The sequence below is a fragment of the Rufibacter ruber genome (genome assembly GCF_001647275.1).
GTDB classification, from domain to species: Bacteria; Bacteroidota; Bacteroidia; order Cytophagales; family Hymenobacteraceae; genus Nibribacter; species Nibribacter ruber_C.
Genome location: NZ_LRMM01000074.1, coordinates 1 through 24,335, shown reverse-complemented (window position 1 = coordinate 24,335; position 24,335 = coordinate 1). Strand labels below are relative to the sequence as shown.

17 protein-coding genes and 1 pseudogene are annotated in these 24,335 nt (G+C 53.3%); 8 read left to right on the top strand and 10 right to left on the bottom strand.

Translation table 11 applies throughout. The features are described from left to right. The first annotated feature begins 129 nt into the window (after positions 1–129). From A8O25_RS19425 to A8O25_RS19415, 3 genes are all read left to right on the top strand, one after another. Positions 130–768 (top strand): hypothetical protein, encoded by a 639-nt coding sequence (locus A8O25_RS19425; RefSeq protein ID WP_066838597.1) that lies wholly within the window; start codon positions 130–132, stop codon positions 766–768. Between the two features lie 54 nt (positions 769–822). Beyond that, positions 823–1,884: an MJ1255/VC2487 family glycosyltransferase gene (locus tag A8O25_RS19420; RefSeq protein WP_066838596.1), complete on the top strand. Its 1,062-nt coding sequence runs from the start codon at positions 823–825 to the stop codon at positions 1,882–1,884. A 388-nt stretch (positions 1,885–2,272) separates the two neighbouring features. Then, positions 2,273–2,992, top strand: a complete 720-nt coding sequence (locus tag A8O25_RS19415) for a TIGR04283 family arsenosugar biosynthesis glycosyltransferase (RefSeq protein ID WP_066838594.1) — start codon at positions 2,273–2,275, stop codon at positions 2,990–2,992. Between the two features lie 72 nt (positions 2,993–3,064). Here the strand turns inward: A8O25_RS19415 and A8O25_RS19410 are convergent, their stop codons facing one another. Further along, positions 3,065–3,937, bottom strand: a complete 873-nt coding sequence (locus A8O25_RS19410) for a prephenate dehydrogenase (protein WP_066838591.1) — start codon at positions 3,935–3,937, stop codon at positions 3,065–3,067. Positions 3,938–4,124: 187 nt separating this feature from the next. Further along, on the bottom strand, positions 4,125–4,409 hold the full coding sequence (locus tag A8O25_RS19405) for a GNAT family N-acetyltransferase (protein WP_066838589.1): 285 nt from the start codon (positions 4,407–4,409) through the stop codon (positions 4,125–4,127). A 185-nt stretch (positions 4,410–4,594) separates the two neighbouring features. Between A8O25_RS19405 and A8O25_RS19400 the strand changes: the two genes are divergently transcribed. Further along, positions 4,595–5,551, top strand: coding sequence for a CvpA family protein (locus tag A8O25_RS19400; protein ID WP_066838587.1), 957 nt, complete (start codon positions 4,595–4,597; stop codon positions 5,549–5,551). Between the two features lie 357 nt (positions 5,552–5,908). After that, positions 5,909–6,370, top strand: coding sequence for a hypothetical protein (locus A8O25_RS19395; protein WP_153042840.1), 462 nt, complete (start codon positions 5,909–5,911; stop codon positions 6,368–6,370). Between the two features lie 97 nt (positions 6,371–6,467). Here the strand turns inward: A8O25_RS19395 and A8O25_RS19390 are convergent, their stop codons facing one another. From A8O25_RS19390 to A8O25_RS19360, 6 genes and pseudogenes are all read right to left on the bottom strand, one after another. Beyond that, complete coding sequence (locus tag A8O25_RS19390) at positions 6,468–7,937, bottom strand: M48 family metalloprotease (RefSeq protein WP_066838600.1); 1,470 nt, start codon at positions 7,935–7,937, stop codon at positions 6,468–6,470. A 238-nt stretch (positions 7,938–8,175) separates the two neighbouring features. Further along, positions 8,176–8,873, bottom strand: a pseudogene (locus tag A8O25_RS19380) (EcsC family protein). A 117-nt stretch (positions 8,874–8,990) separates the two neighbouring features. After that, positions 8,991–14,228 carry a T9SS type A sorting domain-containing protein gene (locus A8O25_RS19375; protein WP_066838577.1) on the bottom strand — a complete coding sequence of 1,746 codons (5,238 nt, stop codon included), beginning with the start codon at positions 14,226–14,228 and terminating at the stop codon, positions 8,991–8,993. 562 nt (positions 14,229–14,790) lie between these two features. Then, positions 14,791–15,930 (bottom strand): 23S rRNA pseudouridine(2604) synthase RluF, encoded by a 1,140-nt coding sequence (gene rluF / locus A8O25_RS19370; RefSeq protein ID WP_066838575.1) that lies wholly within the window; start codon positions 15,928–15,930, stop codon positions 14,791–14,793. A gap of 129 nt (positions 15,931–16,059) precedes the next feature. After that, positions 16,060–16,278, bottom strand: coding sequence for a VF530 family protein (locus tag A8O25_RS19365; protein WP_066838572.1), 219 nt, complete (start codon positions 16,276–16,278; stop codon positions 16,060–16,062). A 55-nt stretch (positions 16,279–16,333) separates the two neighbouring features. Next, positions 16,334–16,753, bottom strand: coding sequence for an SPFH domain-containing protein (locus A8O25_RS19360; RefSeq protein ID WP_066838569.1), 420 nt, complete (start codon positions 16,751–16,753; stop codon positions 16,334–16,336). A gap of 204 nt (positions 16,754–16,957) precedes the next feature. Between A8O25_RS19360 and hutU the strand changes: the two genes are divergently transcribed. From hutU to hutG, 3 genes are all read left to right on the top strand, one after another. Then, positions 16,958–18,664, top strand: coding sequence for a urocanate hydratase (gene hutU, locus A8O25_RS19355; protein WP_066838566.1), 1,707 nt, complete (start codon positions 16,958–16,960; stop codon positions 18,662–18,664). Between the two features lie 116 nt (positions 18,665–18,780). After that, a complete protein-coding gene (hutI, locus tag A8O25_RS19350; RefSeq protein ID WP_066838563.1) occupies positions 18,781–20,022 on the top strand; it encodes an imidazolonepropionase in 1,242 nt (413 codons plus the stop codon). Positions 20,023–20,291: 269 nt separating this feature from the next. Next, on the top strand, positions 20,292–21,254 hold the full coding sequence (hutG, locus tag A8O25_RS19345; protein WP_066838560.1) for a formimidoylglutamase: 963 nt from the start codon (positions 20,292–20,294) through the stop codon (positions 21,252–21,254). A 122-nt stretch (positions 21,255–21,376) separates the two neighbouring features. Here hutG and A8O25_RS19340 read toward each other — a convergent pair whose 3' ends face one another. Beyond that, entirely contained in the window at positions 21,377–23,953 is a 2,577-nt protein-coding gene (locus A8O25_RS19340) for a phosphoenolpyruvate carboxylase (RefSeq protein WP_066838557.1), read from the bottom strand. 199 nt (positions 23,954–24,152) lie between these two features. After that, positions 24,153–24,335 (bottom strand): hypothetical protein (locus A8O25_RS23555; protein WP_206598709.1); only part of this gene is annotated, 183 nt, incomplete at its 5' end.

Genomic DNA, 24,335 nt, shown 5'->3' with positions numbered 1-24,335 from the left:
CCATAAATTAAGAGATGAGGTCATGCTCATCGCATGTGCTCTCCATAACTTTAAAATAAAACTCAACCAATAAGAGCTTATTCTATATATCCCCTATTATATATCAAAGAAAGTTTATTCCTTAAATAGATGAGACCAAAACTGTTCCTGCTGTTTCTTGCCCTGTGGTGCTATGGGACCAGCACAAAAGCTCAGGACACTTTGTACCTGGAGAAACCCCGTTGTTACGCCCAGCTGGGGTTGGGGTATCCACTCCCTAACCACAAGCAGCTGTCAGGAAATGTGGCAGTGGTGGTAGAAACAAAAAGGAACGTTGCCTATGGGCTGAGACTGTATGAATATACCTACCTGCACCCGGTGCCTTCCTCTGACCATGTAGACGAGAAATATGTGCCCAATCATGAATACCATGAAATCACCTTGAGTGTGGGTAAAGTAATTCCCCTTCACCAGAAAATAGTTTTCACCACGTCTGTTGGCCCCTCTTATGTGAATTACAAAATGCCCTACAACGTGAAGAAGGTGCCTTCGCCTACCAATAGCTGGGGAGGGTTCTTTAATTATTCCATTTACGAATATGAGACCAGAAGATACCAGATGCTGGGTGGCAGCGTGCGGGGAGACCTGGCCCTCTACCCGGGGAGGAAGAGGAAAGTGGGAATGAGCCTGGGCGGGTTCTTTGGGTTCAATCATAAAATGACCCAGTGGGGAATAGATCTTAATCTGCTGATTGGCACCACCCTGCGAAAGAAGCAGAAAGACAGTTAGATTAAGAATGGCTGCAGCTTTTCAAAAACCTGGCAGCAAGCGAGAAATCACTACATGAAACTACTATACGGAGTACCCGGTGAGGGCATGGGCCACGCCACCCGAAGCAAAGTAATGATTACCCATCTGCTGGCGCAGGGGCATGACGTGCAGGTGGTGTCCAGTGCGCGGGCGTACCAGTTCCTGGACAAGGCGTTTCCTGGGCGGGTGCATGAGATACGTGGCTTTCACATTGCGTACCGCGATGCGGCGGTCTCAACAGTCAATACGGCATTGCTCACGCTTAAAACTGCCCCGGCTACGCTCAGGATGAACTTTAACCGGTACCGGCAGCTCATGGAGCAGTTTCAGCCGGAGGCGGTCATTTCAGATTTCGAGTCATTCAGCTACCTCTTTGCCAGGCACCACCGGCTGCCTGTTCTGAGCATTGACAACATGCAGGTCATTAACCGCTGCACCCTGGATGTACCCGTTCTACCCGAATGGAAAAGCAGTTTTCAGGTGGCCAAAAATGTAGTGAAAGCCAAGGTGCCCCGGGCCCATCATTACCTGGCCGCTTCTTTCTTTCCGGCTACCATCTGCAAACCCAACACCACGCTGGTGCCGCCCATTATCAGGGAGGAGATCCTGCAGGCCAAAACCAGCGTGGGAAACCATGTGCTGGTCTACCAATCCAGCACCAACCAGAAGAACCTGCTCCAGACGCTGCAGCAGTTGCCGCAGGAGAGGTTTTACGTGTACGGCTTCAACAAAGAAGAGCAGCACGGCAACGTGCAGCTGAAAGCCTTCAGTGAAGACGGGTTTATCCAGGATTTGTCTTCGGCGAAAGCCGTGGTGGCCAACGGCGGCTTCTCTTTGTTGAGTGAGGCGGTGTACCTGCACAAGCCCATCTGCTCTGTGCCTATTCCCAAACAGTTTGAGCAGTACCTGAACGCGGCTTACGTGCAGAAGCTGGGGTACGGGCGCTACTTCCCAGAGTTCACCGCAGACGGCCTGAAAGCGTTTCTGTATGATCTGCCGCTGTTCCAGCAAAACCTGGCGCAGTACCACCAGGAGGGTAACCAGACGCTGTTTCTGGAGGTAGACCGGCTGTTGGCGCAGCTGGGGGAGAGGTGATCGCTAAGTTTCCGGATTTTTCAGCAGTTAGTGATTGCCTGCCAGCGGCAAAAGCCAGGCACTAGAGCAGCTGTTGACTAATTCCTGTATTCTCATAATTGTTTGCCCCTTTCATTTTCTGGATGGGATGAGAGGGCGCAGGCGTTTGCCTGTGCCGCCGTTTCCGGGCTGTTTTCTGAAAAACAGCCCGGAAACAGGAAACCATCCTACCCTTACCGCACAAGCGTGCGCCCTGGATAAAACAAAAGGCACTGAATGGCATTGATGTCTGTTTTTGATCTGTTTTTAGAAAAACAAGCCAAAAACAGGGGGGAGCAGCGTCAGGGGGGAGAACGTACATCCAACTTTGGGCTGGCCGCCGTATTTACCTTATATTCTACACTGCGCCATGGAGCTAAGCATTATTATTCCCACCTATCAGGAGGCCAGTGGCATTGGGCGGTTGGTCTCCTTTCTTCTTGATCAGGCAATGGGCCAAAGGGGCGTGGAAGTGCTGGTGGTAGATGCCCAGAGTACAGACGGTACCCAGGGGGTGGCGCGGGCTGCGGGTGCCCGGGTGGTGGAGAGTGCCGTTAAGTCACGCGCGGTGCAGATGAACGTGGGCGCCCGGGCGGCGAACGGCAGAATCCTGTACTTTCTGCACGCAGACACTTATCCGCCGGCGGGGTTTATTCCGGCCATCATACAGGCGGTGCAACGGGGGCATGCGGCAGGCTGCTTCCGGCTGGCGTTTGACCTGCCCCACAGGTTTCTGCAGTTCTTCTGCTGGTTTACGCGGTTTAACGTTGGGTTCTTCCGGTTTGGGGATCAGAGCCTGTTTGTGCTGCGGGAGCTGTTTCTGCGGGAGAAGGGGTTCAAGGAAACCCTGTTGGTGATGGAAGACCAGGAACTGGTACGCCGCCTGCAGCGACAGACCCGCTTCACGGTGCTGCGCCAGCAGGTTACCACCTCGGCCAGGAAATACCGGGAGAACGGGGTGGTGCGCCTGCAGCTCATTTTCACGCTGCTCATGTGCATGTACTACCTGGGGTTTTCGCAGCAAAAGATAGTGGCCGTGTACCGGAGACTTATTCAGGAGAAACGCACCGCTTCCGCGGCCGCGGAATAATAATTTCTGTTTTGGGGCTGTTTTCAGAAAAACAGCCCCAAAACAGAAAGGCCTCCTAAACGTGCCAGACCGTTATTTAGCTGAGGCGCCCTGCGTGATCCCGTCCAGCACCGGCCTGATCTGGTTGGCCTGCCGCATCATCTCATACAGTTGCGCCGTGTCTTTCTGCTGCAGGCATTCCTGAAACTTCTGCAGGTGCTTGATGTACTCCTCCAGCGCGTGGCTCAGGAAGAAGGCGTTTTGCTCAAAGATGGGGGCCCACATGTCTGGGGAGCTTTTGGCCAGACGCACGGTTGAGGCAAAACCGGAGCCGGCCAGCATGAAGATATTCTTCTCGTCTTTCTCCACGTCCAGCACGGTGAGTCCCAGCAGAAAGGAGCTCACGTGAGACAGGTGCGAAATGTAGGCCACGTGCTTGTCATGTTCTTCGGCCTGCATGAACACGGTTTTCAGGCCCAGCAGGTCAAACAGCTCCAGGGCCACCTCTAAGGCAAACTCAGAAGACTTCTCCTTTTCACAGATGATGTTCATCTTGCCCTGGTACAAACCTTCCAGCGCCGCCTCTGGGCCCGAGTTCTCTGTGCCGGCAATGGGGTGGGCGGCCACAAACTGGGCACGTTTGGGATGGTCTTTCACCGCTTCGCAGAGCAGGCTTTTGGTAGACCCGAAGTCAATCACCACCGCCTGCGGGGGCACCAGGTCCAGCAGCTGGGGGAGCAGTTGCTGAATGGCCGTTACGGGTATGGCCAGCAGCACCACATCTGCCTGCGCCACCGCTTCACTCAGGGGAAGGACAGCGTCAACCAACTGCAGTTCCAGGGCGCGGGCGGCATGGTCAGCGTTCTGCTCCACCCCAATGAGGTGGGCGTCTGTTCCGGTTTTTCGTATGTCTCTGGCAACAGAACCGCCAATTAATCCGGTGCCTATGATGGTGAAAGTCTTCATGTGGTATGCGTACACAGCTAAGGCTGCAAGGTACTACAAAACTTTGTCTCCCGGCTTTCATCTGCGCGGCCTGCCAAAAGAAAATCAGCGGTTCAGGGGCTGGCTTTGGCCTGGCGGTTTAGGGGGCGGTGGTAGCTTCCTGTTTTGGGCTGTTTTCAGGAAAACAGCCCCAAAACAGGAGTGGCATTCATTCTTCTGCCATAAACCTCTGGTACGCCGGGTGGCGTTTGGCGTAGGCTTCTACCACCGGGCAGGAGGGGACAAACCTGAGGTTTTTGGCCTGCACAAAGTCCAGCGCCGCTTTCACCAGCTGGTCGGCCAGGCCCTGGTTGCGGTACTCCTCTGGAATATAGGTGTAGTCCAGGTCCAGGACACCGTCTTCCAGGAGGGTATAGGTGAGTTCGGCCTCTTCTTCGCCCGCTGGGGCGTAAAACCGGAGGTCGTCCTCGTCATGGGTTACTTGTAAGATCATAGCTGTAGGTTTAGGGGCGTGTACGGGCAGAAGGGCAGGTGGGGTGTCTTTCTGTGGGGCTGTTGGTACTTTTCAGTAGATTGGGTATTTATTCAGTAACAGAAGATTGCCGCTTGAGGTAAAAGAAAGCACCTGCTCCCTTCTTCTTGGGTGCGCAAAGCGGAAAAAACCAAACCTGAGCCTGCATGAACTACATTGACCTTCTCTTGGCCTTCATTATTCTCTCCAGCCTCTTTACGGGCTGGTACCGGGGTTTTGTGTACGGCGTGCTGGATCTGGTGCGCTGGGTGGGGAGCCTGCTGATAGGCCTTCGGTTCTACCCCACCATGGCGCAATGGCTGGGCAAGCTGGTGGATTGGAGCCAGATCTGGCTGCTGCCGCTGTCTTTTTTCATAGTGGCGGTGCTGGCCAGTGTTTTGATCCAGAGTCTGGGCAACCTGCTTCTGGCGCAGCTGCCGCCGTCTGTGCATAGAAACAAGGGCAACCGGGTGCTGGGGCTGCTGCCGGGCTTTCTGAGCGGCGTGGTCACGGCGGCAATTATGGCAGTGCTGCTCATAGCGTTCCCGTTCTCTGGCGGTATCATTGACGAAGTGCGGGAGAGTGCCATTGCAAACAAACTGGCCACCTACACAGAGCGCGCCGAGTCTGCCCTGGCCCCGGTGTTTGACAAAGCCATTGACCGTACCATGAACAAACTGACAGTGGAGCCCGGCTCTTCTGAAAGCATTGAACTCCCCTACAAAGTGGCGAAATCTACCCCTGACCCGGAGTTGGAGGCCCAGATGCTGGAACTGATCAATGAGGAGCGGGCGGCAGAAGGGCTGGCTCCCCTGGTGGCTGACACGGCCTTGCGGCGGGTGGCCCGTCTGCATTCCACTGACATGTTCAGGCGCGGCTATTTCTCCCACTACACCCCAGAAGGCCTGAGCCCGTTTGACCGGATCAGGGAACACCGGGTGCCCTTTGTGGTGGCGGGTGAGAATTTGGCGTTAGCCCCCTCGCTGGAGGTGGCCCATGAAGGCCTCATGAACTCCCCCGGCCACCGCGCCAATATTCTGCGCAAACAGTTTGGGCGGGTGGGGATTGGCGTCATGAAAGGCGGGATTCACCAGCTCATGATCACCCAGAATTTCAGAAACTAGCCTCAGCATTCAGTGACAGCCCGGTCCGGTTTTCTGTTTTCGGCCTGTTTTCCAAAAGTAGCCCCAAAACAGAAGTTTTATTTTGACCTTGAGTAGCCAGCGGCATAGGGCGGGAGGGGGTAGCAGCGGGTGAAAAAGCCCGAATCAGGCCTGAAAATACCTAGTTTTAACTATTGTCCCGTGCTGGGTGCATCTCCTAACTTTGTTGGGTTTTGCGGCTGGTAGTGCGGCGGGGAAACTTCTGCTGAGTCTGGCGAAGGGTGAAAGGAGTCTGTTCATCTGCAGCTGGTCACGGCATGAGCGCCAGAACCTGCCCCTACGCCTGTCTTACCCATTTAACCCTTTATCATTTACTGTATGAAAAAGTTTTTATCTGTTTCACTTCTGTTCTTGTTGAGCTGTGTGGCGGTTCAGGCCCAGACCAAATCTTCGGGTACCGGAAAGCCGTCTTTTGAGGATTCTAAAGAGTGGTTAGACGTAAAGTTTGTGGCCTACCACTGTGACATTAACAAGTCTAAAGGCATCAAAAAAGTGCTGACAGAAGAAGGAATCACCATTGACGGCGGGGAGGTGTTTGAAGAATCCATTAAGTGGGGTGACGTGAAGAACTTCATCATTGACAAGAAGATGGGCAAGATCAGGGTGATTGGTGACAACGTGCGGAAAGACAAGAAGAAGGGCGAGAACACCAAACAAACCGACCTGGACCTGTATCTGTGCAAAGACACCCCGTATGATGAGATGCAGAAGATGGTGAAAGCCCTGCAGCACGCGGCTACCCTTAAGGGTGCCAAGCTGGTGAAAGATGATATGTTTTAATCTTCTATAAGACCAAAGCGGTGACGTGTTCACCAGAACACAAAAAGAGGAGGCTGTGGTATCAGCCTCCTCTTTTTGTGTTGTAGAATATAGGCACTTACCGCCGCTCCAGCACTTTGATCAACGTGCCGGCGCTCACTTTGGCGGTAAGGGTCATGCCGTTGAGTATGGCCAGTTCCTCCAGCCGTTTGTCTGGCATGTTGAAAGACTTCAAAGCCTGTGACAAGGTGGCGTCACGGATCACTTTTTTAATGCTCACCACCTCGGGCTTCCGGTTGATTTTCTCCGGGTCGGTCAGCTGCCTGAAGTTTTGCATGGTGTTGCTGAACGACGGGAAGTAGGTGTTGAAATCTGTGGCAGCGGTGACCCCGGTGAGGTTGTAGATATTGCCGCCGTACTGGATAAAATAGCTCAGCGCCTGAATGGGCGCCTGCTGTTGCTGGGTCTGCTGCTGGTCTTGTGGCGGGGTCTGCTGGCCAATAAGGGCCAGGGCGGGCAGCCCGTTCACAGTCACCTGTTTTGACTCTATCACCTGCAGCTGATTGGCCTGTACCATCTGTTGCGCCGCCGCCTCCAGCGAGGTGCCCTGGGCCAGACGCAGAAACATCAGGGCTTTTCCGTCTTTGGGCGCCATCTGCACTTGCTGCGGCGTGTTCTGGTACTGCCAGTTGGCCGGAATGGGGAATTGGAACTTGAGCTCAGGGTGGTAGAAGATGCTGTTTTCCACGAACCCCTGCTTGGGGTCCTCGCCGTACACCAGCCCGTCAATCATTCTCAGGTAACTGTCGCGGTTCACGGCAAACTGGGAGCCGGTTACTTTCTGCTGCCACTGGTCTGCCAATTGGTGTACTGTTGAGTACCGGTTGGTGGGGTTGGGGTGCGTTGACTGCCACTCCGGTATTTCGCCCTGGCCCGCCTGCTGGCCTTGCCGCGCCAGGGTCTGGAAGAAGTCGGCCATTTCATGGGCGTTGTAGCCAATTTTAGTGGAATACTCCACCCCCAACTCATCTGACTGCCGCTCATCATCCCGGCCAAATTTCAGGAACAGGAGGCTGGCCCCTTGACCAGCCAAATCGCCAAACTGGGCCAGGTCAGGGAAAGCGATCATACCGCCCAGGAGAACCCCCTGCGTGATAATGGCTTTGGTCTGCTGCTGCGCCGAATGCCGGGCCGTGATGTGCCCAATCTCATGCCCCAACACCCCGGCAAACTGCGCCTCGTTGTTAAAGTGCGCCATAATGCCGCGGGTGAAATACACGTAGCCGCCCGGTACGGCAAAGGCATTCAGGATAGGGGAGTCTACTATCTTGAACTCATACTTTAGGTTGGGGCGGTGGGAGACGGCCGCCATCTGCTGGCCTTTCTCCTGAATGAACTTCTGCAGCGTTGGGTTCTGCACCAGGCCGTATTGTGCCACAATCTGCGGATCAGCTTCCTGACCCATGGCAAGTTCCTGCCCTTCAGAAACAAAGCTCACGTCCCGCTTTCCGGTGACAGGGTTGGTGGCGCAGGAGTTAAACAACAGTGTGACGGCGATGGCTGCGCTATAGATGATGTGTCTTTTCATAGTTTCAGGGGTTGGTTTGACGGCTTCTAAGAGGCTGCTGCCCCAGAAGATGCTTAACATAAGCAACGGGAAACTGGAAAAGGGGGTTGCAACCAATCCCTGGCCCAGGGGCAGAGGGAAAAAAGCCTGGCCAGCCATCCCTCCTGTTTTGGAGCTGTTTTTAGAAAAACAGGCCGAAAACAGGAGGGAAGCCAAAGAGGTGTTGCGGGTTAGCCAAAACTTGTTTCTGAGGTAGTCTTTACAAGTGGGGTGGCAGGGAGTTCTTTAAAGCGTTGTTCTCTTTCCAGCGCAGGCGGTACGCATTCATGGCGGTATGGCCCAGTTTCTGGAGCAGCTTGTAATTGACAACCGCCCCTACTGGAGCCCCAATGATGGGAATCATCTGCGCCAGTTTGGCCAGGTCAATGTAGTCACGGTACTCCTGCTGAAAGGTGCGCCAGTCAAACTGGTGAATGTCTTCTGGGAGCAGTTGCTTTTGGGCTTCCCAATCTACCATCTGCAGGTACACCTCGCGCCGCTGCTGCTGGCTGCTGAACGCCAGCTGGAAGATGTGCAGCAGGTAGACCCGCTCTTTGTAATCATCTACTGAATAGCCGTACAGGGCGGCCATGTCAAACAGCAGCTTCAGCTTGATCCACAGCAGCAGCGGGAAATCAGCCAGCCCCAGCAGAAAGCCCCCGGCCCCCGTGATTCCCCCTTCGGCGGCCGCGTCTTCTTGTAGAACTCAATGCGCTCCAAAATGGCGGCCTCTCTTGCTTCCAGGGAACTGTGCACCGCGGGTTTGGCGGTAGTATGCTTCGCCCCAAACAGCACGGCCCGTATCATCTGCTTGATGGTGGCCGTGATGGCGTTGTGCACCTTCTCCGGAATGTAGCTGTTGAGCTTCTGCTGCATGCTGCGGCTGAGTCTGTTCAGCAGCGAAGGGTCTTTCAGCATCTCCTGCTGCCACAGATGCAACTCTTGCAGCACTTTGGCTTCATAGGTAGGGGAGGGGGGCATAAACACGTTGTTTTGAGCTACATCTTTTGGGGAAGCATATTCTGGCAAGAGTAGTTACTCCACCACTACCACCCGCCGGGAATATACTTGCCCTTTTACGGATATTTGAGCAATGTATATACCAGGTGCTAAACCGCTAAGGTTGAGGGTGGCTTTGCCGGTGCCCCCCTGATGGGTAAGAACAGTGCCCCCCAGGCTGTTCAGTAACCTGATGGAGGTAATGGTGTTGGCCGGGGTGTTGATGGTGAGATGCGCACTGGCTGGATTAGGAAACACTTGTAAAAACTCATTCCCTACCTCTTCAGATGACGCCAAAGGAGCAGCATCTCCATATTTTTCAAGTATATACCGCTTGGTTTTGTAGTTGTAATAACCGGCAAGCGGAATATCATTTCTATTCAATGCAAAGAACTTGTAGTCATTGGTGATATCAGCCCCAAACTTTTGGGTACCCAGTTTCTCCCACTCCTGTCCATTAAACTTTTTAATAATAAAAGGTTCTTCAGGAGTTCCGTAGCCGTTTTTGCTTCCCTGGCTATACCCCAGAAAAGGCACCCCGTTTTTATCAAGCTGCAAGGAAAGAAACTTCACTGGGTAGTCAGAGATTTCTACTGGCCCCACGTTTTCCCATTTTTGGCCAGTATACCGCATAACCTCTGCATTTCCGCCGTTCCCTTTGAATGCTGTATAAATGGTGCCTGCTGCATCAAAGACTGTAGAAGTGGCTTCTGTGGTTTTGGTGGGTGGAACAAGAACGTCAGGATAGGAAAAGCCGGGCTTGCCCACATACACCCATTTAGACCCATTAAATTTCATCATTGATACTTTCTGCCCGCTAAATTCTGTTAAGGCTATGTGAGGGGTGTTCTGTGAGTCAAAACTTAAAGCATTATCATAGACTCTGCCTTTGGAGAAGCCAGGTTCCCCTACTATTGTCCAGGAATTATTTACAAGCTTTTTAACAGTGACCTCTGAGTTGTTGTAGCCATCAAGGTTAGAGAGGGAGACTAAATAGGGGGTAAAGTTCTGGTCAAAGGCATAAGACCCTTCTATGTCTTCAGATGTCCAGGCATGTACCCGTACCCACGCGTTCCCGTTGTATTTCATGATCACCGCGGTCTTTACTAATGGGGTGCTGCTAGTGTTATCTGAATAATTGTATTTAAGGTATGGGATACCGTTTTTATCTATCTTCAGAAGAACGCTCCCATTTACTGTTTCTCCGTCTGAAAAACGCTCAGGCCCAAGGGTCAGCCAGCTCCCATTTAGTAACTTCTTGACCGTAATTTTACGGTCTCCTGCACTGTTGACAAGCGCCACATAAAGATTGCCAGAGGCATCTAATGCCGTTACACCCTGTTCTGAGAAAGAAGTATCAAACGTATCCCAGCTTTTGGTACTGCTATAGAAGGGCGCGCTTACAGAAAAACTTATGGACTGAGAGGTGGTTACGGCGTCATCTTTCACCAGGAGACGGTAGTACTTCCTGTTCAGAGAAAGAGGTGCCTGATTGATTTGTAAGGTAGGTGCGTCTGTACCAGAATATAGTTCTGAGTCTTTTATATCAACAAAGGTCTTTACCAGGTCATGACTTACTTGCCATTGATAGGTAAGCGGCTTGTCACCGGTGGCAACTATAGACAAGGTAGTGCTTTGTCCAGCCATAAAGGATTTAAAGGTTGGCTGTGCCGTAATGACAGGGGGCGTAGTGGTATCAAATTTCATAACAGTAGCCCGCCCATTCTTTATCCCGTCTGCATACCCCATGTAGAGGACTCCGTTTACATCTACTGCCATCACTGGTCTTGAGGTATATATTTCAGAAATACCAATGTTGCCTGCCGGTTCCCAGTGGGACCCGGTAAACTTCATACTGGCGGCTTTATCCTTATTATCTTTTAACGTATAGCCCACCACAGGATTGCCATCTATATCAATGGCTAAGGCAACTGTGCCGGCATAGCCCTGGGAAAAGCCCTGGCTGCCAACTGTTTCCCAGGAACCATTGATGAATTTTTTGACAGTTACCCGCTCATTGAACTCTTTGTCAATATACGCTACATAAGGGTTGCCTTGTTTATCAACAGCTAAGGCAGGGGAGCTTTGGGAAGCATGTTTTAAGTCAGAAGTCAGACCTAGGGTTTGCCAGGTGGAGCCTGCAAGTTTCATGACTGTGACCTGGTAGTCTTTCCCTGCGTCTAAAAAAGTAAGAAAGGGAGTATGGCCAGGTCCGAACGCAAAGGAAGGAAAGACCGGCCTCCCCTCTGAAAAGCCCTGCTGGCCTATGGTTTCCCAGATAGTACCGTTATACACGTGTACGGTCAGTTTATTCTCCCTGGTATCATCTTTTATGGCAAGGTAGATAGTGCCATCTGGTGCCACCCCCATGGCCTCTACTGACCAGAAGGTTTTAGGCAGGTAAGTCCAGGAACTCCCGTCATACACGGCCACTTTGTAGTACCAGTTAACTCTGTAACCGTCTTCTACTTTAGTATATCCCCCAAAGTAGAGTTTGTTGTTCCTGTCAATGGCAAATGAAAAATTCCTGACCTCGTTTTCGGTGAAACCGGGTACTCCCACCGCATCCCAGCTGGTGCCGTTAAATTTTTGAATAGTTCCTTTATTCCCATAATAGGAGTCAACATACCCCATATAAGGAATACCCTCACTGTCTAACACCAGATGCGGGAGGGAAACCATCTCTGCTGAAAAACCAGGAGGGCCTACGGCTTGCCAGAATTTGCTGTGGTCTGTGATCTGGTCCTGTACCGTTAAAACAACCTTGTCAGAGGTAGTTACTACTCCATTGCTTATCAGCACCCTAAACTGGTACCCGTTGGCGTACAAGGGAACGTTAAAGAGCGAAAGAGTAGGCGTAGTTACCCCCTGGAACATACCGGTGTTGGAGAGTTCTGTAAAGGAGGTGCCCCCATTGGTACTCAACTGCCATTTATAAGAGATGACACCGTTACCAGTGGCAGTTACACGTAGGGTAGTAGATTGTCCACTTGTTAAGGTCCTAGACTCAGGTCCGGCGGTAATTGTTGGTGGTGCCATAAAGGCATACTTCATCATTACGGGTTTGCCACCTTCAGAGAGATTGCGGAACGCCAGGTAAGGGGTACCAACAGGATCCAAAGCAATAGTGGTGTAGCTGGCAGTACCCGGTAGGTAGGCTAAGTCACCTACATTGAACCAGCCAGCACTGTAAGGACGCTTTATGGTAGGCTTATTTCCATTGGCTACATCTGTATAAGAGACCTGCGGAATGCCGGAGTTATCCAGCACTAAACTGATATCCTTAGCGGCTCCGGTAGAGATAGTGGAGACCCAGAAATTAGACCAGGTATTTGCAGTTAACCGCATCACACTGACTTTGTCTCCAGCGGCTTGGTTTTGAAATGCGACATGTGGTACGTCATTTGCGTCTATTGCCAAAGAGAGTTCTGCTGCTGCACCACTGGAGAAACCCGCCTGACCTACATAAACCCATTGGGTACCGTCATATCGCATGACAGATGCCTTATTGCTGTAGGCACCGTCTTGAAAGGCCACGTAGGGCATGCCTCTGGTGTCAAAAGCCAAGGAAAGATAGGAGGCAGAACCAGTGGAGAACCCTTCTGGCCCCACGTTTTCCCAGGAGGTACCCGTGAATCTTTTTACTGTGGCTTTCCCTGAACCTCCCTCCTGATACGCAACCAATGGAATGCCCGCAGGGTCAAACGCTAATCTGGTAAACTCTGCCACCCCACTGGATAAACCTGGGCTGCCTACGGGCTCCCAGTCTGCTCCATTGTGTTTCATGACCGTGGCTTTTTTGCCCTCATTGTAATCCTGAAAGACCACATACGGCGTATTGCCCTTCATAGCCAATTGGTTAAATGCCGCCTCAGCCTGTGAAATGTTGGCTGAGGTTACAGGTTGCCAGCCAGAAGGGGTAAGCTTTCTAACAGAGGCTTTATTATGATCGTGCTCATCTGAAAAGACCAGATAGGGAGCGTTCTCTTCTGCAACTGCCAAAGAAAGATGACTTGCCCCGTTATTTGAAATTGGCAGGTCACTGACTGGTTGCCAAACCAAAGATGGATCTGCTTCTGGTATTGATACCAAAAGATAAGCAATGTTAGACGTGGAGGTAAAGCCATTGCTTACCTTCACCCTGAACCTGTAATAATCCAGGGAATAAGGTACCTGCCGTAAGGTAAGGGTAGCAGTGGAAGTGCCCTGGTAGATTTTTCCGTCTGAAATATCAGAAAAGGTCTGCCCGTTATCCCTGCTCATTTGCCATTGGTAGGTCATTGTTCCTTCACCTTTGGCCGTGACCGTAAAAGAAGCAGATTGCCCAGCTGTAACAGAGAGGTCTTTGGGCTGTGAGGTGATGAGGGGGGAGGTTGTTACCATGAATTTCATCACCGTTGCTTTCCATTCTCTGGTAGCATCCTGGAACATGACCAATGGTTTTCCGGTGGCTTCAATGGCAAAAGAGAGATGATCTGCCACGCCTTCTGAGAAGCCCGGGTGCCCCAGTGGTTCCCAGCCAGATCCGTTAAACTTCATCACAGTCACTTTGTCGCCCAGGCTTTCATCTTTAAAAGCCAGGTAGGGCATAGAGGAAGGCCCCATTTTCATGGTGGGTTGGTTGGCTGCTCCTGCTGAGAAACCAAGGCTTCCTACATTTACCCAGTTAGTGCCATTAAACCGCATGACAGATGCTTTATGACCATTGGAGGCATCCTGAAAGGCTACATAAGGGTTCCCGCCAGTTCCCAGGGCAATAGAAGTCTCCAGGGCCGCACCCGGAGAAAACCCTGGCTGCCCTACTGGAACCCACGCACTGCCGGTATACCTCATCACACAGGCTTTTAAGCCCCAAGCCAGATCACGGTAAACTACATACGGTTGGTTATTGGCGTCTAAGGTAATGTCTACATCATACACCCAGCCACTTGAAAAACCGGCAGCTCCTACCAACTCCCAACTGGTGCCATTAAATCTTTTAACGGTGGTGCGGTACCCATTGCTCTCATCAGAAAAGCCTATAAACGGAACGCCGGTAGAAGATACTACAAGAGAAATTTCGTTGGCAATACCCGTTGACACATCAGAGGAACTGAGTGAAACCCAATGGGAACCCTGATACTTCATGACCTGGGCTTTATTTCCGTTTCCTTCGTCCTGGAAAGCTACATACACCTCTCCTCTGCCATCAACAGACAAAGAGATATCCTTTACTTCACCAGAAGAAAAGCCTGCCGTGCCTACCACCTCCCAGACCTGCCCCACTAACTTCATAACTGTAATTTTGTTATGGTTGGCCGCGTCACGGAAAGCAGTATAAGGAGTACCTGTAGGCGAAACCGCTAATGAGGTGGTCGTAACAGATCCTGCAGAGAATCCGGGAGCACCTACTATCTCCCAACCCGTCACGCTTTGGGCATCAACCTGAGTGGTCCAGATGAACGTTAGCAGAAGAACAGTTGCTTTTAGTAGCAGGGTTTTTATCCTTTTTGCAGATGAAAGTAGATTTGGTCTTGGGAGGGGGAGATAGGGAGAATATTGAATACCTTCAGAAGACGGAACAGAACCTGGTGCCGACATGGGATTTTTTATTTAATTGATGAATAACAATGGGTACAAAAATGAATTATATAATAGGGATAGAATAGGAGGCAGAGCATAACCTATTGAAACATTGCTCTTAAAGAAAGTAAAACTTATTGACTATTCCTTCTCTTTTTCTGTACCGTCTCAGGGTACACATAAATCTCAGGGTACACATAAAAAAGAAAACCCTGTTTTGCTCTTTTCTAAAAGTAGCCCCAAAACAGGGTGCAATAAAAAAAAGCTCCTGAAATTACCGTCTGCCCCGGCCTCTGGTGCCTCTTTTGGCGGTCTGGTCAGCGGCGGGTTTGGTGCGGCGCACTGAGGAAGACTTTGCCCCGCCGCGGCCAGAAGCTTCGCCCCTGGGGGTTCTTTCTGTGCGGTTTGAGGTGTGTTCAGATTTCTTCTTCTGGTTCTTTCCGCTGGCTGGCTGGCTGGAACGGGTAGGGCGGGCAGAGGTACCGCCCTCGGCTTTTGGCCGGGGACTGCGCTCAGAGCGGGCTTTGGGGTTGCGGGACGGGCCGCTGGAAGTAGAACGGGGGGCAGATTTCACCTGGTGCACCTTTACCCCAAACTCCTCCTCGTGCAGCAGGGCCTCGTACTCATCCTCAGCGTTTTTCTTGCCGCCTTTGCCGGCTTCCTTAGACCAGGAAGAGGCCTCTTCGGTTTTGGAGGAGCCCGCCACCAATTGGTTAATAGATTTGATTTCCTCCAGGGTGAGGTAGCGCCAGTGGCCTTCGGGCAGGTCACCCAGCTGCACCGTCATAATGCGCACGCGCTTCAGCTTTACCACTTTGTAGCCCAGGGCTTCGCACATGCGTCTGATCTGGCGGTTCAAGCCTTGCGTCAGCACAATTCTGAACACCTTGGCGCCCTGCTGGTAAACCGTGCATTTTTTGGTGATGCCCTCAAACAACTTCACGCCGCCGCTCATCTGCTTCACAAAGTCATCTGTGATCACTTTGTCAACCATCACCACGTATTCCTTCTCGTGGTTGTTATCGGCCCGTAGAATTTTGTTCACAATGTCCCCGTCATTGGTCAGAAAGATCAACCCTTCTGAGGCGTTGTCAAGGCGGCCAATAGGGAAGATCCGTTTAGGAAAGCCAATGAAGTCAATGATGTTCTTCTTGTCTTTGGGGTCTGTGGTGGTGGTGATGCCGGTGGGTTTGTTGAAGGCAAGGTAGATGGGGCGGTCAGACGGTTTTTTAGACCTGATGGCCTCGCCGTCAACGGCCACTTTGTCGCCGGCTTTTACGGTGGCGCCTTTCTTGGCGTCTTTCCCGTTAATGGTCACGCGGCCCTCTTCAATGTACTGGTCGGCCTCACGGCGCGAGCAGAAGCCCGAGTCGCTGATGAATTTATTAAGCCTGAGGTTGGTGTCTTGAGACATGCAGTTGTAAGGTGATGGGGTTCACGGCTGAAAGAGAAGTATCACTCCTTCACACGGTACCCCTGGTAATTTCAGAAGAAAGAACTGATAGATAAAGCTGTAACAGCCCCGGCGGCGGTTTAGTGCCGCTTACCGGAAGGTCTTGAGGTACAGGTACTCCACCTTCTCCCGTGCCCACGGCGTTTTGCGCAGAAAGGTGAGGCTTGACTTGATGCTGGGGTTATGGGTGAAACTGTTAATCCTGATGCGGTTGCCCAGTTCCTCCCACCCGTAATGGTCTACCAGCTGTACCAGAATCATCTCCAGCGTTTTGCCGTGCAGCGGGTTGTTTTTTTGCTCTTCCATCATTTTCCCTGCAAAGATACGGGTTCTCCAGACCTAAATCCCTATTTCTTCTGGATGGTTATTCAGCCGCCTCTGAGCGCGGCGCCCTGGCCCTGGTACGGTTGGCCTCCAGAATAGGAAGACCCGCCTCTGTGGGCAGGTAGATCACCTCGTTTTTGCCGTTGCTCAGGCCCTGGATCCAGAGGTAGCGCAGGTATTCCTCAGAGAGGCTGGACTTGATGATGTTGGTGGCCTCGGCGGCTTTGGTGGCCCTGATCACTTCGGCCTCGCCTTTGAAAAGGGCAGATTCTTTTTCGGCCTTGGCCTCCAGGGTTTTGATCTGGCGGTTGGCGGTGGCCCGCTGCAGCTCGGCCTCCCCCTCCATGCGCTGCTGGTACACGCGGTACCTGGGGCAGCCATACAAGCCGCCAAAAACAACCGCTATCAATACCCAGGCCGTAAAGGAGCCTGCAAACAGGCCGTTGAAGTTACTTTTCATTTCTTTCTTAACTGTTTCAAGGGGAAGTTAAGGAGACCAGACGGCTTGTACAACATGAGGCGGCGGCTTTGTCTGTTTTTGACCTGTTTTCTGAAAAACAGCCCGAAAACAGCAGGGGTTTGTTTTGCGATCCTTGGCCGCATTCCCTAACTTACGGTTGTTCAAACATCTGTCAACCTGTAAATCCCGTCTCCCCTGAAAGCTATGGAAACAGTCACTGCTGCCATTCCCGCCTCTTCCGTCACTGTTGAAGAATTTATTCAGACCTATGCCAACCACCCCGTGTACCTGCCGCCGCGCGGCCCCCAGCTGCACGCCAAAAACTGGCAGAGTGAGGCCGCCTTGCGCATGTTCCTGAACAACCTGACGGCTGAGGTGGCAGAGAACCCTGAGAAGCTGGTGGTGTACGGCGGCATAGGGCAGGCGGCCAGAACCCCCCAGGATGCCCGTAAGATTGTGGAGCTGCTTTTGACGCTGGAAGAGGACGAGAGCCTGCTGGTGCAGTCTGGCAAACCGGTGGGCAAGGTGCGCACCCACGCAGAGGCGCCGCGCGTGCTCATTGCCAACAGCAACCTGGTGCCGCACTGGGCCACCTGGGAGCATTTCAACAACCTGCGCGAGCGCGGGCTTATGATGTACGGGCAGATGACGGCTGGCTCCTGGATCTACATTGGCACGCAGGGCATCTTGCAGGGCACTTATGAGACCTTTGCGGCCTGCGGCCGAATCCATTTCAACGGCGACCTGCGCCACCGCCTGCTGGTCACCGGCGGGCTGGGCGGCATGGGCGGGGCGCAACCGCTGGCGGCCACTATGGCGGGGGCCACGTTCCTGGGGGTAGATGTGGACCCCGAACGCATCAAGAAACGGCTGGAAACCCGCTACCTGGATAAAATGACCTATGACTACCGTGAAGCCATGCGGCTGGTGCTGGCCGCCAAAGACAAAGGCGAAGCCATCTCAGTGGGGCTGGTGGGTGACATTGGCGATGTGCTGGAGCAGATGCTGCAAGACGGCATTACCCCAGATATCCTCACTGACCAGACCTCGGCGCATGACCCTATCAACGGCTACGTGCCCAACGGCTTTAGCCTGGAGGAGGCCAGGCAGCTGCGGGAATCAGATCCGGAGCAATACCGCCATAAATCCCTGAAAAGCATGGCGCGTCATGTGGGGTTCATGCTGGAGCTGCAGCGCCGCGGCAGCAAGACATTTGACTACGGGAACAACCTACGGGAGTTTGCCCAGCAGGGCGGCGAGCCGAACGCCTTCCAGATCAACGGGTTTGTGCCCGAGTACATGCGCCCGCTCTTCTGTGAAGGCAAAGGCCCGTTCCGGTGGGCCGCCCTTTCTGGGGACCCTGAAGACATCAGGGTAACAGATGAGGCCTTGAAAGAACTGTTCCCGGAGAACCCGCACATGATCAACTGGCTGGAGCAGGCCCAGGAAAAAGTGGCGTTTCAGGGGTTGCCCTGCCGTATCTGCTGGCTGGGCATGGGCGAGCGCGAAAAAGCCGGCCTGCTCTTCAACCGGCTGGTGCGCGAAGGCAAAGTGAAAGCGCCACTTGTCATTGGCCGCGACCATCTGGACTGCGGCTCAGTGGCCTCCCCGTACCGCGAAACCGAAGGTATGCTGGACGGCTCTGATGCCGTGTCTGACTGGCCATTGCTCAACCTCATGGCCAACACCAGCGGCGGTGCCACATGGGTCTCATTCCACCATGGTGGCGGCGTGGGCATTGGCTATTCCCAACACGCAGGCATGGTGGTTCTGGCAGACGGCACTGACCGCGCTGACCGATGCCTCAGCCGTGTGTTACACAATGACCCCGCCTTGGGGATCTACAGACACGCAGACGCCGGCTATGAAACGGCGCAGCAGAACGCAGCTAAATTCGGGTTACAGATATAACCCCCTTCAACTCTTGTAGTGACTGGGTACTGCCCGGTTTCCGGTTCTTGCTGTTTTGGGGCTGTTTTTAACAAAAACAGCCCCAAAACAGCACATTTATACAAAGCTTTATCTTCATGCAACCGCAACCCTTCACGCTTATTGGTCCCTTCGCGCAAATCATCACCATGGCGGGGCTTCCAGACCAAGGCCCTATTGCTGATGAACAGTTGTCTATTATAGAACAGGGCGGGGTGCTGCTGAAGGGTGAGGTGATAGAAGCAGTAGGTGTGTTTCAGGATCTCCTGGCCCAGGCGAAAGCAAACCAGTACCAGGTGCAGGAAATCATCGCCCCTATGGTCCTAATGCCTGGGCTGATTGACGCCCACACCCACCTATGCTATGCCGGTTCAAGAGCCAAAGACTACGCCTTGCGGGTAGCGGGAAAAAGCTACCTGGAGATTGCGCGCAGCGGAGGGGGAATTCTGGACACGGTGCGCAAAACCCGGGCTGCCAGCCCAGAGGATCTGGTGGCGCTGCTCACTTCCCGCTGTGATCGTCATTTGCAAGAGGGGGTCACCACCTGCGAGGTAAAAAGCGGTTATGGCCTCACGGTGGCAGATGAGCTACACATGCTGGAGGCCATTCAGGAGGTGAACCAGAGGCACGCGCTGGACCTGGTGCCCACGTGCCTGGCCGCCCATATGCGTCCGCCTGAGTTCTCTGAGTCTAACGCCTATCTAAACCATGTGCTCAAAGAACTGCTGCCAGTGGTAAAGGAGAGAAAGCTGGCGCAACGGGTAGACATCTTTATTGAAGACACCGCTTTTACAGAAACAGAATCCCTAGCCTATCTGCAGGCAGCCAAAGCCATGGGGTTTGACCTGACGGTGCACGCTGACCAGTTCAGCACGGGGGGCAGTCAAGTGGCGGCCCGGGCAGGCGCCGTAAGCGCAGACCATCTGGAAGCAAGTACTCCGGTTGAAATGGAGCTTCTGCGGGAGGCCGGAGTGGTGGCCACTGTATTACCCGGCGCCTCTATAGGGCTGGGCATGCAGTATGCGCCCGCGCGGCAGATGCTGGACAGCGGCCTCTGCGTTGCCATTGCCACTGACTGGAACCCCGGCTCTGCCCCCATGGGCGATTTGCTTCTGCAGGCCGCCCTTCTGGGGGCCGCCCAGAAACTTACCATGGCTGAAACCCTGGCGGGGCTGACCGTGAGAGCCGCCCGTGCCCTGAACCTGCATGACCGCGGGAGCTTGGCCGCCGGAAAACTAGGGGACCTCATTGCCTTTCCCACAGATAATTACCAGGAGATCCTGTACTTTCAGGGAAAGATGAAGCCGCAACAGATCTGGAAACGGGGGCGCGGCCTCTAAACCGGGGCCACCCGTAGCGTATACGTCCCATGGAAATGAAGGCAGGCAGATGTGCTGAGTACGCCTTCCCGCCCTTCTGCAAAATTTATTGATTGACAGAAAATGCACGAAAGGTGGCGAAATAATCACCTGTTTTTGACCTGTTTTTGGTAAAACAGCCCAAAAATAGCTAGCTTCAACCAGGAAGGTGGTTCTACTTTTGCCTGTTGCAGTAGCGGAGGGGAGGTGGAGCGGCCAGACTGGAAGTGCCATCCCCCAAAAAGCCATATATGTACAAACCCGCTGACAAAGATGCCTGGAAAGGCCGGATTGATACCCAAGACGGTGAATTGGGCCTGCGCTGGAACCAACTCATCCAACTGCTGGACCTGTCAAGGGACGTACCTGCGGGCTCAGGCGGCATTGTGTTCCTGGGCTTTTGCTGTGATGAAGGCGTGCGCCGCAACCAGGGCCGGGTGGGAGCCGCCAAAGCTCCCGCCGAAATCAGGAAAGCCATGGCCTCGTTTGCAGACCACCTGCCTGAGGAGGTGCACCTCTACGGTGGCGGTGATGTGTTCTGCCCCAACCAGAAGATGGAGGAGGCGCAGGTGCAGTTAGGACGTAAAGTGGAGTTGCTGCTGAAAAAAGGCTATAAACCCGTGGTCATGGGGGGCGGGCATGAAACCGCCTACGGGCATTTTCTGGGAATTCATAAGACCATGCAGGAAGGGGAGCGGCTGGGGATTATTAACGTTGACGCGCATTTTGACCTGCGTACAGACAAACCGCAGCCCAGCTCCGGGTCGCCGTTCCTGCAGATGGCGCAGGAACTGCAGCAGAAGGGGCAGGAATTCCATTACCTCTGCGTGGGCATACAGGAGTATGGTAACACCCGGAAACTGTTTCAGACAGCCAAAGAATTGGGGGCCAGCTATATTCCGGCGCAGGATCTGGATTCAGGGGTAAGCACTGCGGTCCTCAAAAAGGTGCAGCAGTTCCTGCAGGGGGTAGACAAGGTGTACCTCAGCATTGATTTAGATGCGTTTGCCGCGGCGTATGCCCCGGGGGTGAGCGCCCCCACGGCCATGGGGCTTGTGCCGCACACGGTTCTGCCGGTTCTCCGGGAAATCATGGCCAGCGGCAAGGTGGTGTCTTTAGACGTGGTAGAATTGAACCCGCTGTTTGACCTTGACAGCCGTACCGCCAGACTGGCCGCCACGTTGCTGTATCACCTGGTGCAACGTTGGGTATAAAACACAGGCTAACATTCTGTTTTGGGGCTGTTTTCAGAAAAACAGCCCCAAAACAGAAAACAGGAGCCGCTTAGTAATTCTCTGAGCGGCTCCTGTTTTCAGCGGTTTTCCTTTGCCTTCGGCTACGCCGAATTCCTTTCTGCGTTGATAATCCCGAAGGAGCATCTGACCACCAGTTTCTCAAACACTTTCTTAGAAGCCGGTTCCAGCTCCTGTTCATTCATTTCCCTGATTTTGGTGAGGGCGTACTGCTGAATGGTGAGCAAAGGCAACTCAATGCGCTGCCGCATCTGGATAGACTGCAGGTTCACGGGTTTGTCCTGCATGAGGTGTTCTGCCCCGCTCAGGCGGAGCACGTAGCGTTTGCTGCGCTGGTATTCCCCGTGAATCATGTTCCAGAGCTCACCGTACTGCGGGTGTTTGGCCAGGAAGGCGGTGAGCGGAAAGAAGCATTTGGTCATGGCCATCTCGCAGTTGTCCAGCAGGGTTTTGAAGAACAGCGAGCGGTGGTAGAGCTGGGCAATGGCCTCCCACTTTCCTTCGGCCTCCAGTTTCTCCAGGGCAGCCCCCACGCCGTAATAACCGGGCAGGTTCTGTTTTAGCTGACTCCAGGAGCCCACGTACGGCACGGCCCGCAAATCATCCAGGTTGAGTTTACCCGGTTTGCGTTTAGAGGGGCGGCTGCCAATGTTGGCCTCCCCGTAGTATTTGAGCGGGCTGGCGTAGTTCAGGTATTCAATGAAGTCTGCGTGGTTCTTCAGGGTGCTGTAGGCCTGGTAACTCTCCTGGGCCAGCTGCTGGATCAACTCTTCCTCGGCGGGGGTTAACGTGGTTTCCTTGGCATTGAACAGCGCGTTGCTAATGCCCGCGTGCACCAGCTGCTCCATGTTGTACTGCGCAGAGTCAATGGTACCGAAGTTGGAGCTGATGGTCTGCCCCTGAATGGTGAGCTGGATCTCCTTGCTGGCAATGTTGTTGCCCATGGAGGCGTAGAACTGGTGGGTTCTTCCGCCGCCTCTGGCCGGTGGGCCGCCGCGGCCGTCAAAGAAGACTACCTGCAGGTCATACTGTTTCGCCAGTAGGCTTAGCTCTTCCTTCGCTTTATAGATACTCCAGTTCGCCATCAAATAACCGCCGTCTTTGGTGCCGTCAGAAAAGCCCAGCATGATGGTCTGGATGTTGCGCCGCCGTTGCAGGTGCGCCCGGTACGCCTCATTCTCATAGAGGGCTTTCATTACCCCGGCCGCATTGCGCAAGTCTTCTATGGTCTCAAAAAGCGGAACAATGTCAACGGTGATATCTTCTGGTTGCCAGCCGCGCAGCCTGAACAGGCCATACACCTGCATAATGTCCAGGGCGCTGGTGCTGTGGCTGATGATGTAGCGGTGGCAGCCGTCTTCGCCGTTGATCTGCTGAATGGTTCTGATGGCCGAAATGGTATGCAGGGCGTCTTGCAGCAGCTCACTGTCCAGGGCGGCCGGGTCTACGGTGGCCGTAGCTTGCAGCAGGGCGTTGATTTTCTCCTGCTCGTTCAGCTGTACATACTCTTTGGGCAGCGCGTCTGTGCGCCTGGCAATGCATTCAACCAACTCGTTGTGCACTGAACTGTCCTGTCTAATGTCCAGCGAAGTGAAATATAAGCCAAACAGCTCCACCTTTCTGAGCAGGTTTTCCACCAGTTCAACAAACAGGCCATTATGGTCTCTGAGAATGGTTTCCTTGATCTGTTGAAGCGGCAGCAGCACATCTTCTTTGGTAATATCTGCTTTATGGCCCGGAATGAAGAGGTTGTTATAGAGTTTGCTTTCCAGTTCCACCAGCTCTTGGTACACCCCCTTAAAGGTGAGGCGCCGCTTGAGGGTACGCACCTCACGGTAGTAGCACTTGATAATGGAGCCTCTCAGTTCTTCGGCCACCTTTAGCGTGATGGGGGCCGTGACAAACGGGTTGCCGTCCCGGTCGCCGCCCGGCCAGAAACCGAGCCTGATCAGCGGCTGCTGGGGCGTCACCGCCTCTGGGAACTGGTTTTTGAGGTAGCTTAATATTTTGCCCGCCGACTGGAAAAAGACGTTCTCCAGGTACCAGATCAGGCTTACGGCCTCGTCATACGGGGTGGGTTTCTCATTTTTGAAGAAGGGGGTCTTGCCCAACTGCCGCAGGTAGCTGTTCACCTGTGACGTGTGGTCATGCACCAGGGCCTTGGACAGGTCATTGATGATGCCCAGCACCTCACTGGGGTAGAACTGGGTGGGGTGGGCGGTGAGCACCAGGCGCACAGAGAAGTCTTTGAGCTTCTCTTTCAACTGCTCCTGCGTTCCCGTCTGCACCACCTGCGTCTGCAGTTGCTTTAAGGTACCCACGCCATTCATGTCGTTGATTTCCCGGAAGGCGGCATCTTCCAGGGCGTCAAAAAGCACCACCTGCCGTTCAGCATACTGCACAAACCTGAAGAGCAGGTCTGTCTGCTCCTGCTCAGTGCGGTAGTTGGTGTACTGCTGGAGAAAGGAGGTGATGATTTCGTTCGGACTCAGTTCCTTGGCGAAGCCTTCTTCACAGTGAATCAGGAAAATAGCCAGCAACACGCCGGTTTTTTCAACGCGGTGAAAGGGAAGGGCGGTAAAAAGGCTGTTGTACAGCTGAAACTTCAGGCCTACATGCTTGTCATATGTCTGCAGGGCACTGATAGCGGATCCATCCATTAGATAAAGTCATTGTTACGCAGGTACTCTCTCTTCTACGGTTCCTTTCTGCATCCTGCCGTGGGAATTCAGTTTTACCAAATATACAGATTTATGCCTCTTCTGAAAGAGGAATTTTAGTAAATGGCTTGTTCTGATTGAAAATTCATGCTTTCGGGCGAGAATCATTAAAAGAAAGAAGTTGAACAATTAAATCATCCTATAAATATCCCACACCGTGCCAGCTGTTTTTCGCCTGTTTTTTCAATAACAGGCCGAAACAACGTTTTACTATCCCTGGTAGAGGTAATGAAGTTGTTGGTGAAGTATTGAAAGAGAGCGTTCCTCGGCAAAGATCCTGCCTTTCTGTTTTTCGCTTTTTTTCTGAAAAACAGCCCGAAAA

Bases quoted from the DNA above. Each gene is read 5' to 3' on its own strand.
- A8O25_RS19365 (WP_066838572.1), bottom strand. From the start codon at position 16,278: ATGATGGAAGAGCAAAAAAACAACCCGCTGCACGGCAAAACGCTGGAG.
- A8O25_RS19410 (WP_066838591.1), bottom strand. From the start codon at position 3,937: ATGAAGACTTTCACCATCATAGGCACCGGATTAATTGGCGGTTCTGTT.
- rluF (WP_066838575.1), bottom strand. From the start codon at position 15,930: ATGTCTCAAGACACCAACCTCAGGCTTAATAAATTCATCAGCGACTCG.
- hutI (WP_066838563.1), top strand. From the start codon at position 18,781: ATGCAACCGCAACCCTTCACGCTTATTGGTCCCTTCGCGCAAATCATC.
- A8O25_RS19375 (WP_066838577.1), bottom strand. From the start codon at position 14,228: ATGAAGTTAGTGGGGCAGGTCTGGGAGGTGGTAGGCACGGCAGGCTTT.
- hutU (WP_066838566.1), top strand. From the start codon at position 16,958: ATGGAAACAGTCACTGCTGCCATTCCCGCCTCTTCCGTCACTGTTGAA.
- A8O25_RS19360 (WP_066838569.1), bottom strand. From the start codon at position 16,753: ATGAAAAGTAACTTCAACGGCCTGTTTGCAGGCTCCTTTACGGCCTGG.
- A8O25_RS19405 (WP_066838589.1), bottom strand. From the start codon at position 4,409: ATGATCTTACAAGTAACCCATGACGAGGACGACCTCCGGTTTTACGCC.
- hutG (WP_066838560.1), top strand. From the start codon at position 20,292: ATGTACAAACCCGCTGACAAAGATGCCTGGAAAGGCCGGATTGATACC.
- A8O25_RS19395 (WP_153042840.1), top strand. From the start codon at position 5,909: ATGAAAAAGTTTTTATCTGTTTCACTTCTGTTCTTGTTGAGCTGTGTG.
- A8O25_RS19390 (WP_066838600.1), bottom strand. From the start codon at position 7,937: ATGAAAAGACACATCATCTATAGCGCAGCCATCGCCGTCACACTGTTG.
- A8O25_RS19420 (WP_066838596.1), top strand. From the start codon at position 823: ATGAAACTACTATACGGAGTACCCGGTGAGGGCATGGGCCACGCCACC.
- A8O25_RS19425 (WP_066838597.1), top strand. From the start codon at position 130: ATGAGACCAAAACTGTTCCTGCTGTTTCTTGCCCTGTGGTGCTATGGG.
- A8O25_RS19340 (WP_066838557.1), bottom strand. From the start codon at position 23,953: ATGGATGGATCCGCTATCAGTGCCCTGCAGACATATGACAAGCATGTA.
- A8O25_RS19400 (WP_066838587.1), top strand. From the start codon at position 4,595: ATGAACTACATTGACCTTCTCTTGGCCTTCATTATTCTCTCCAGCCTC.
- A8O25_RS19415 (WP_066838594.1), top strand. From the start codon at position 2,273: ATGGAGCTAAGCATTATTATTCCCACCTATCAGGAGGCCAGTGGCATT.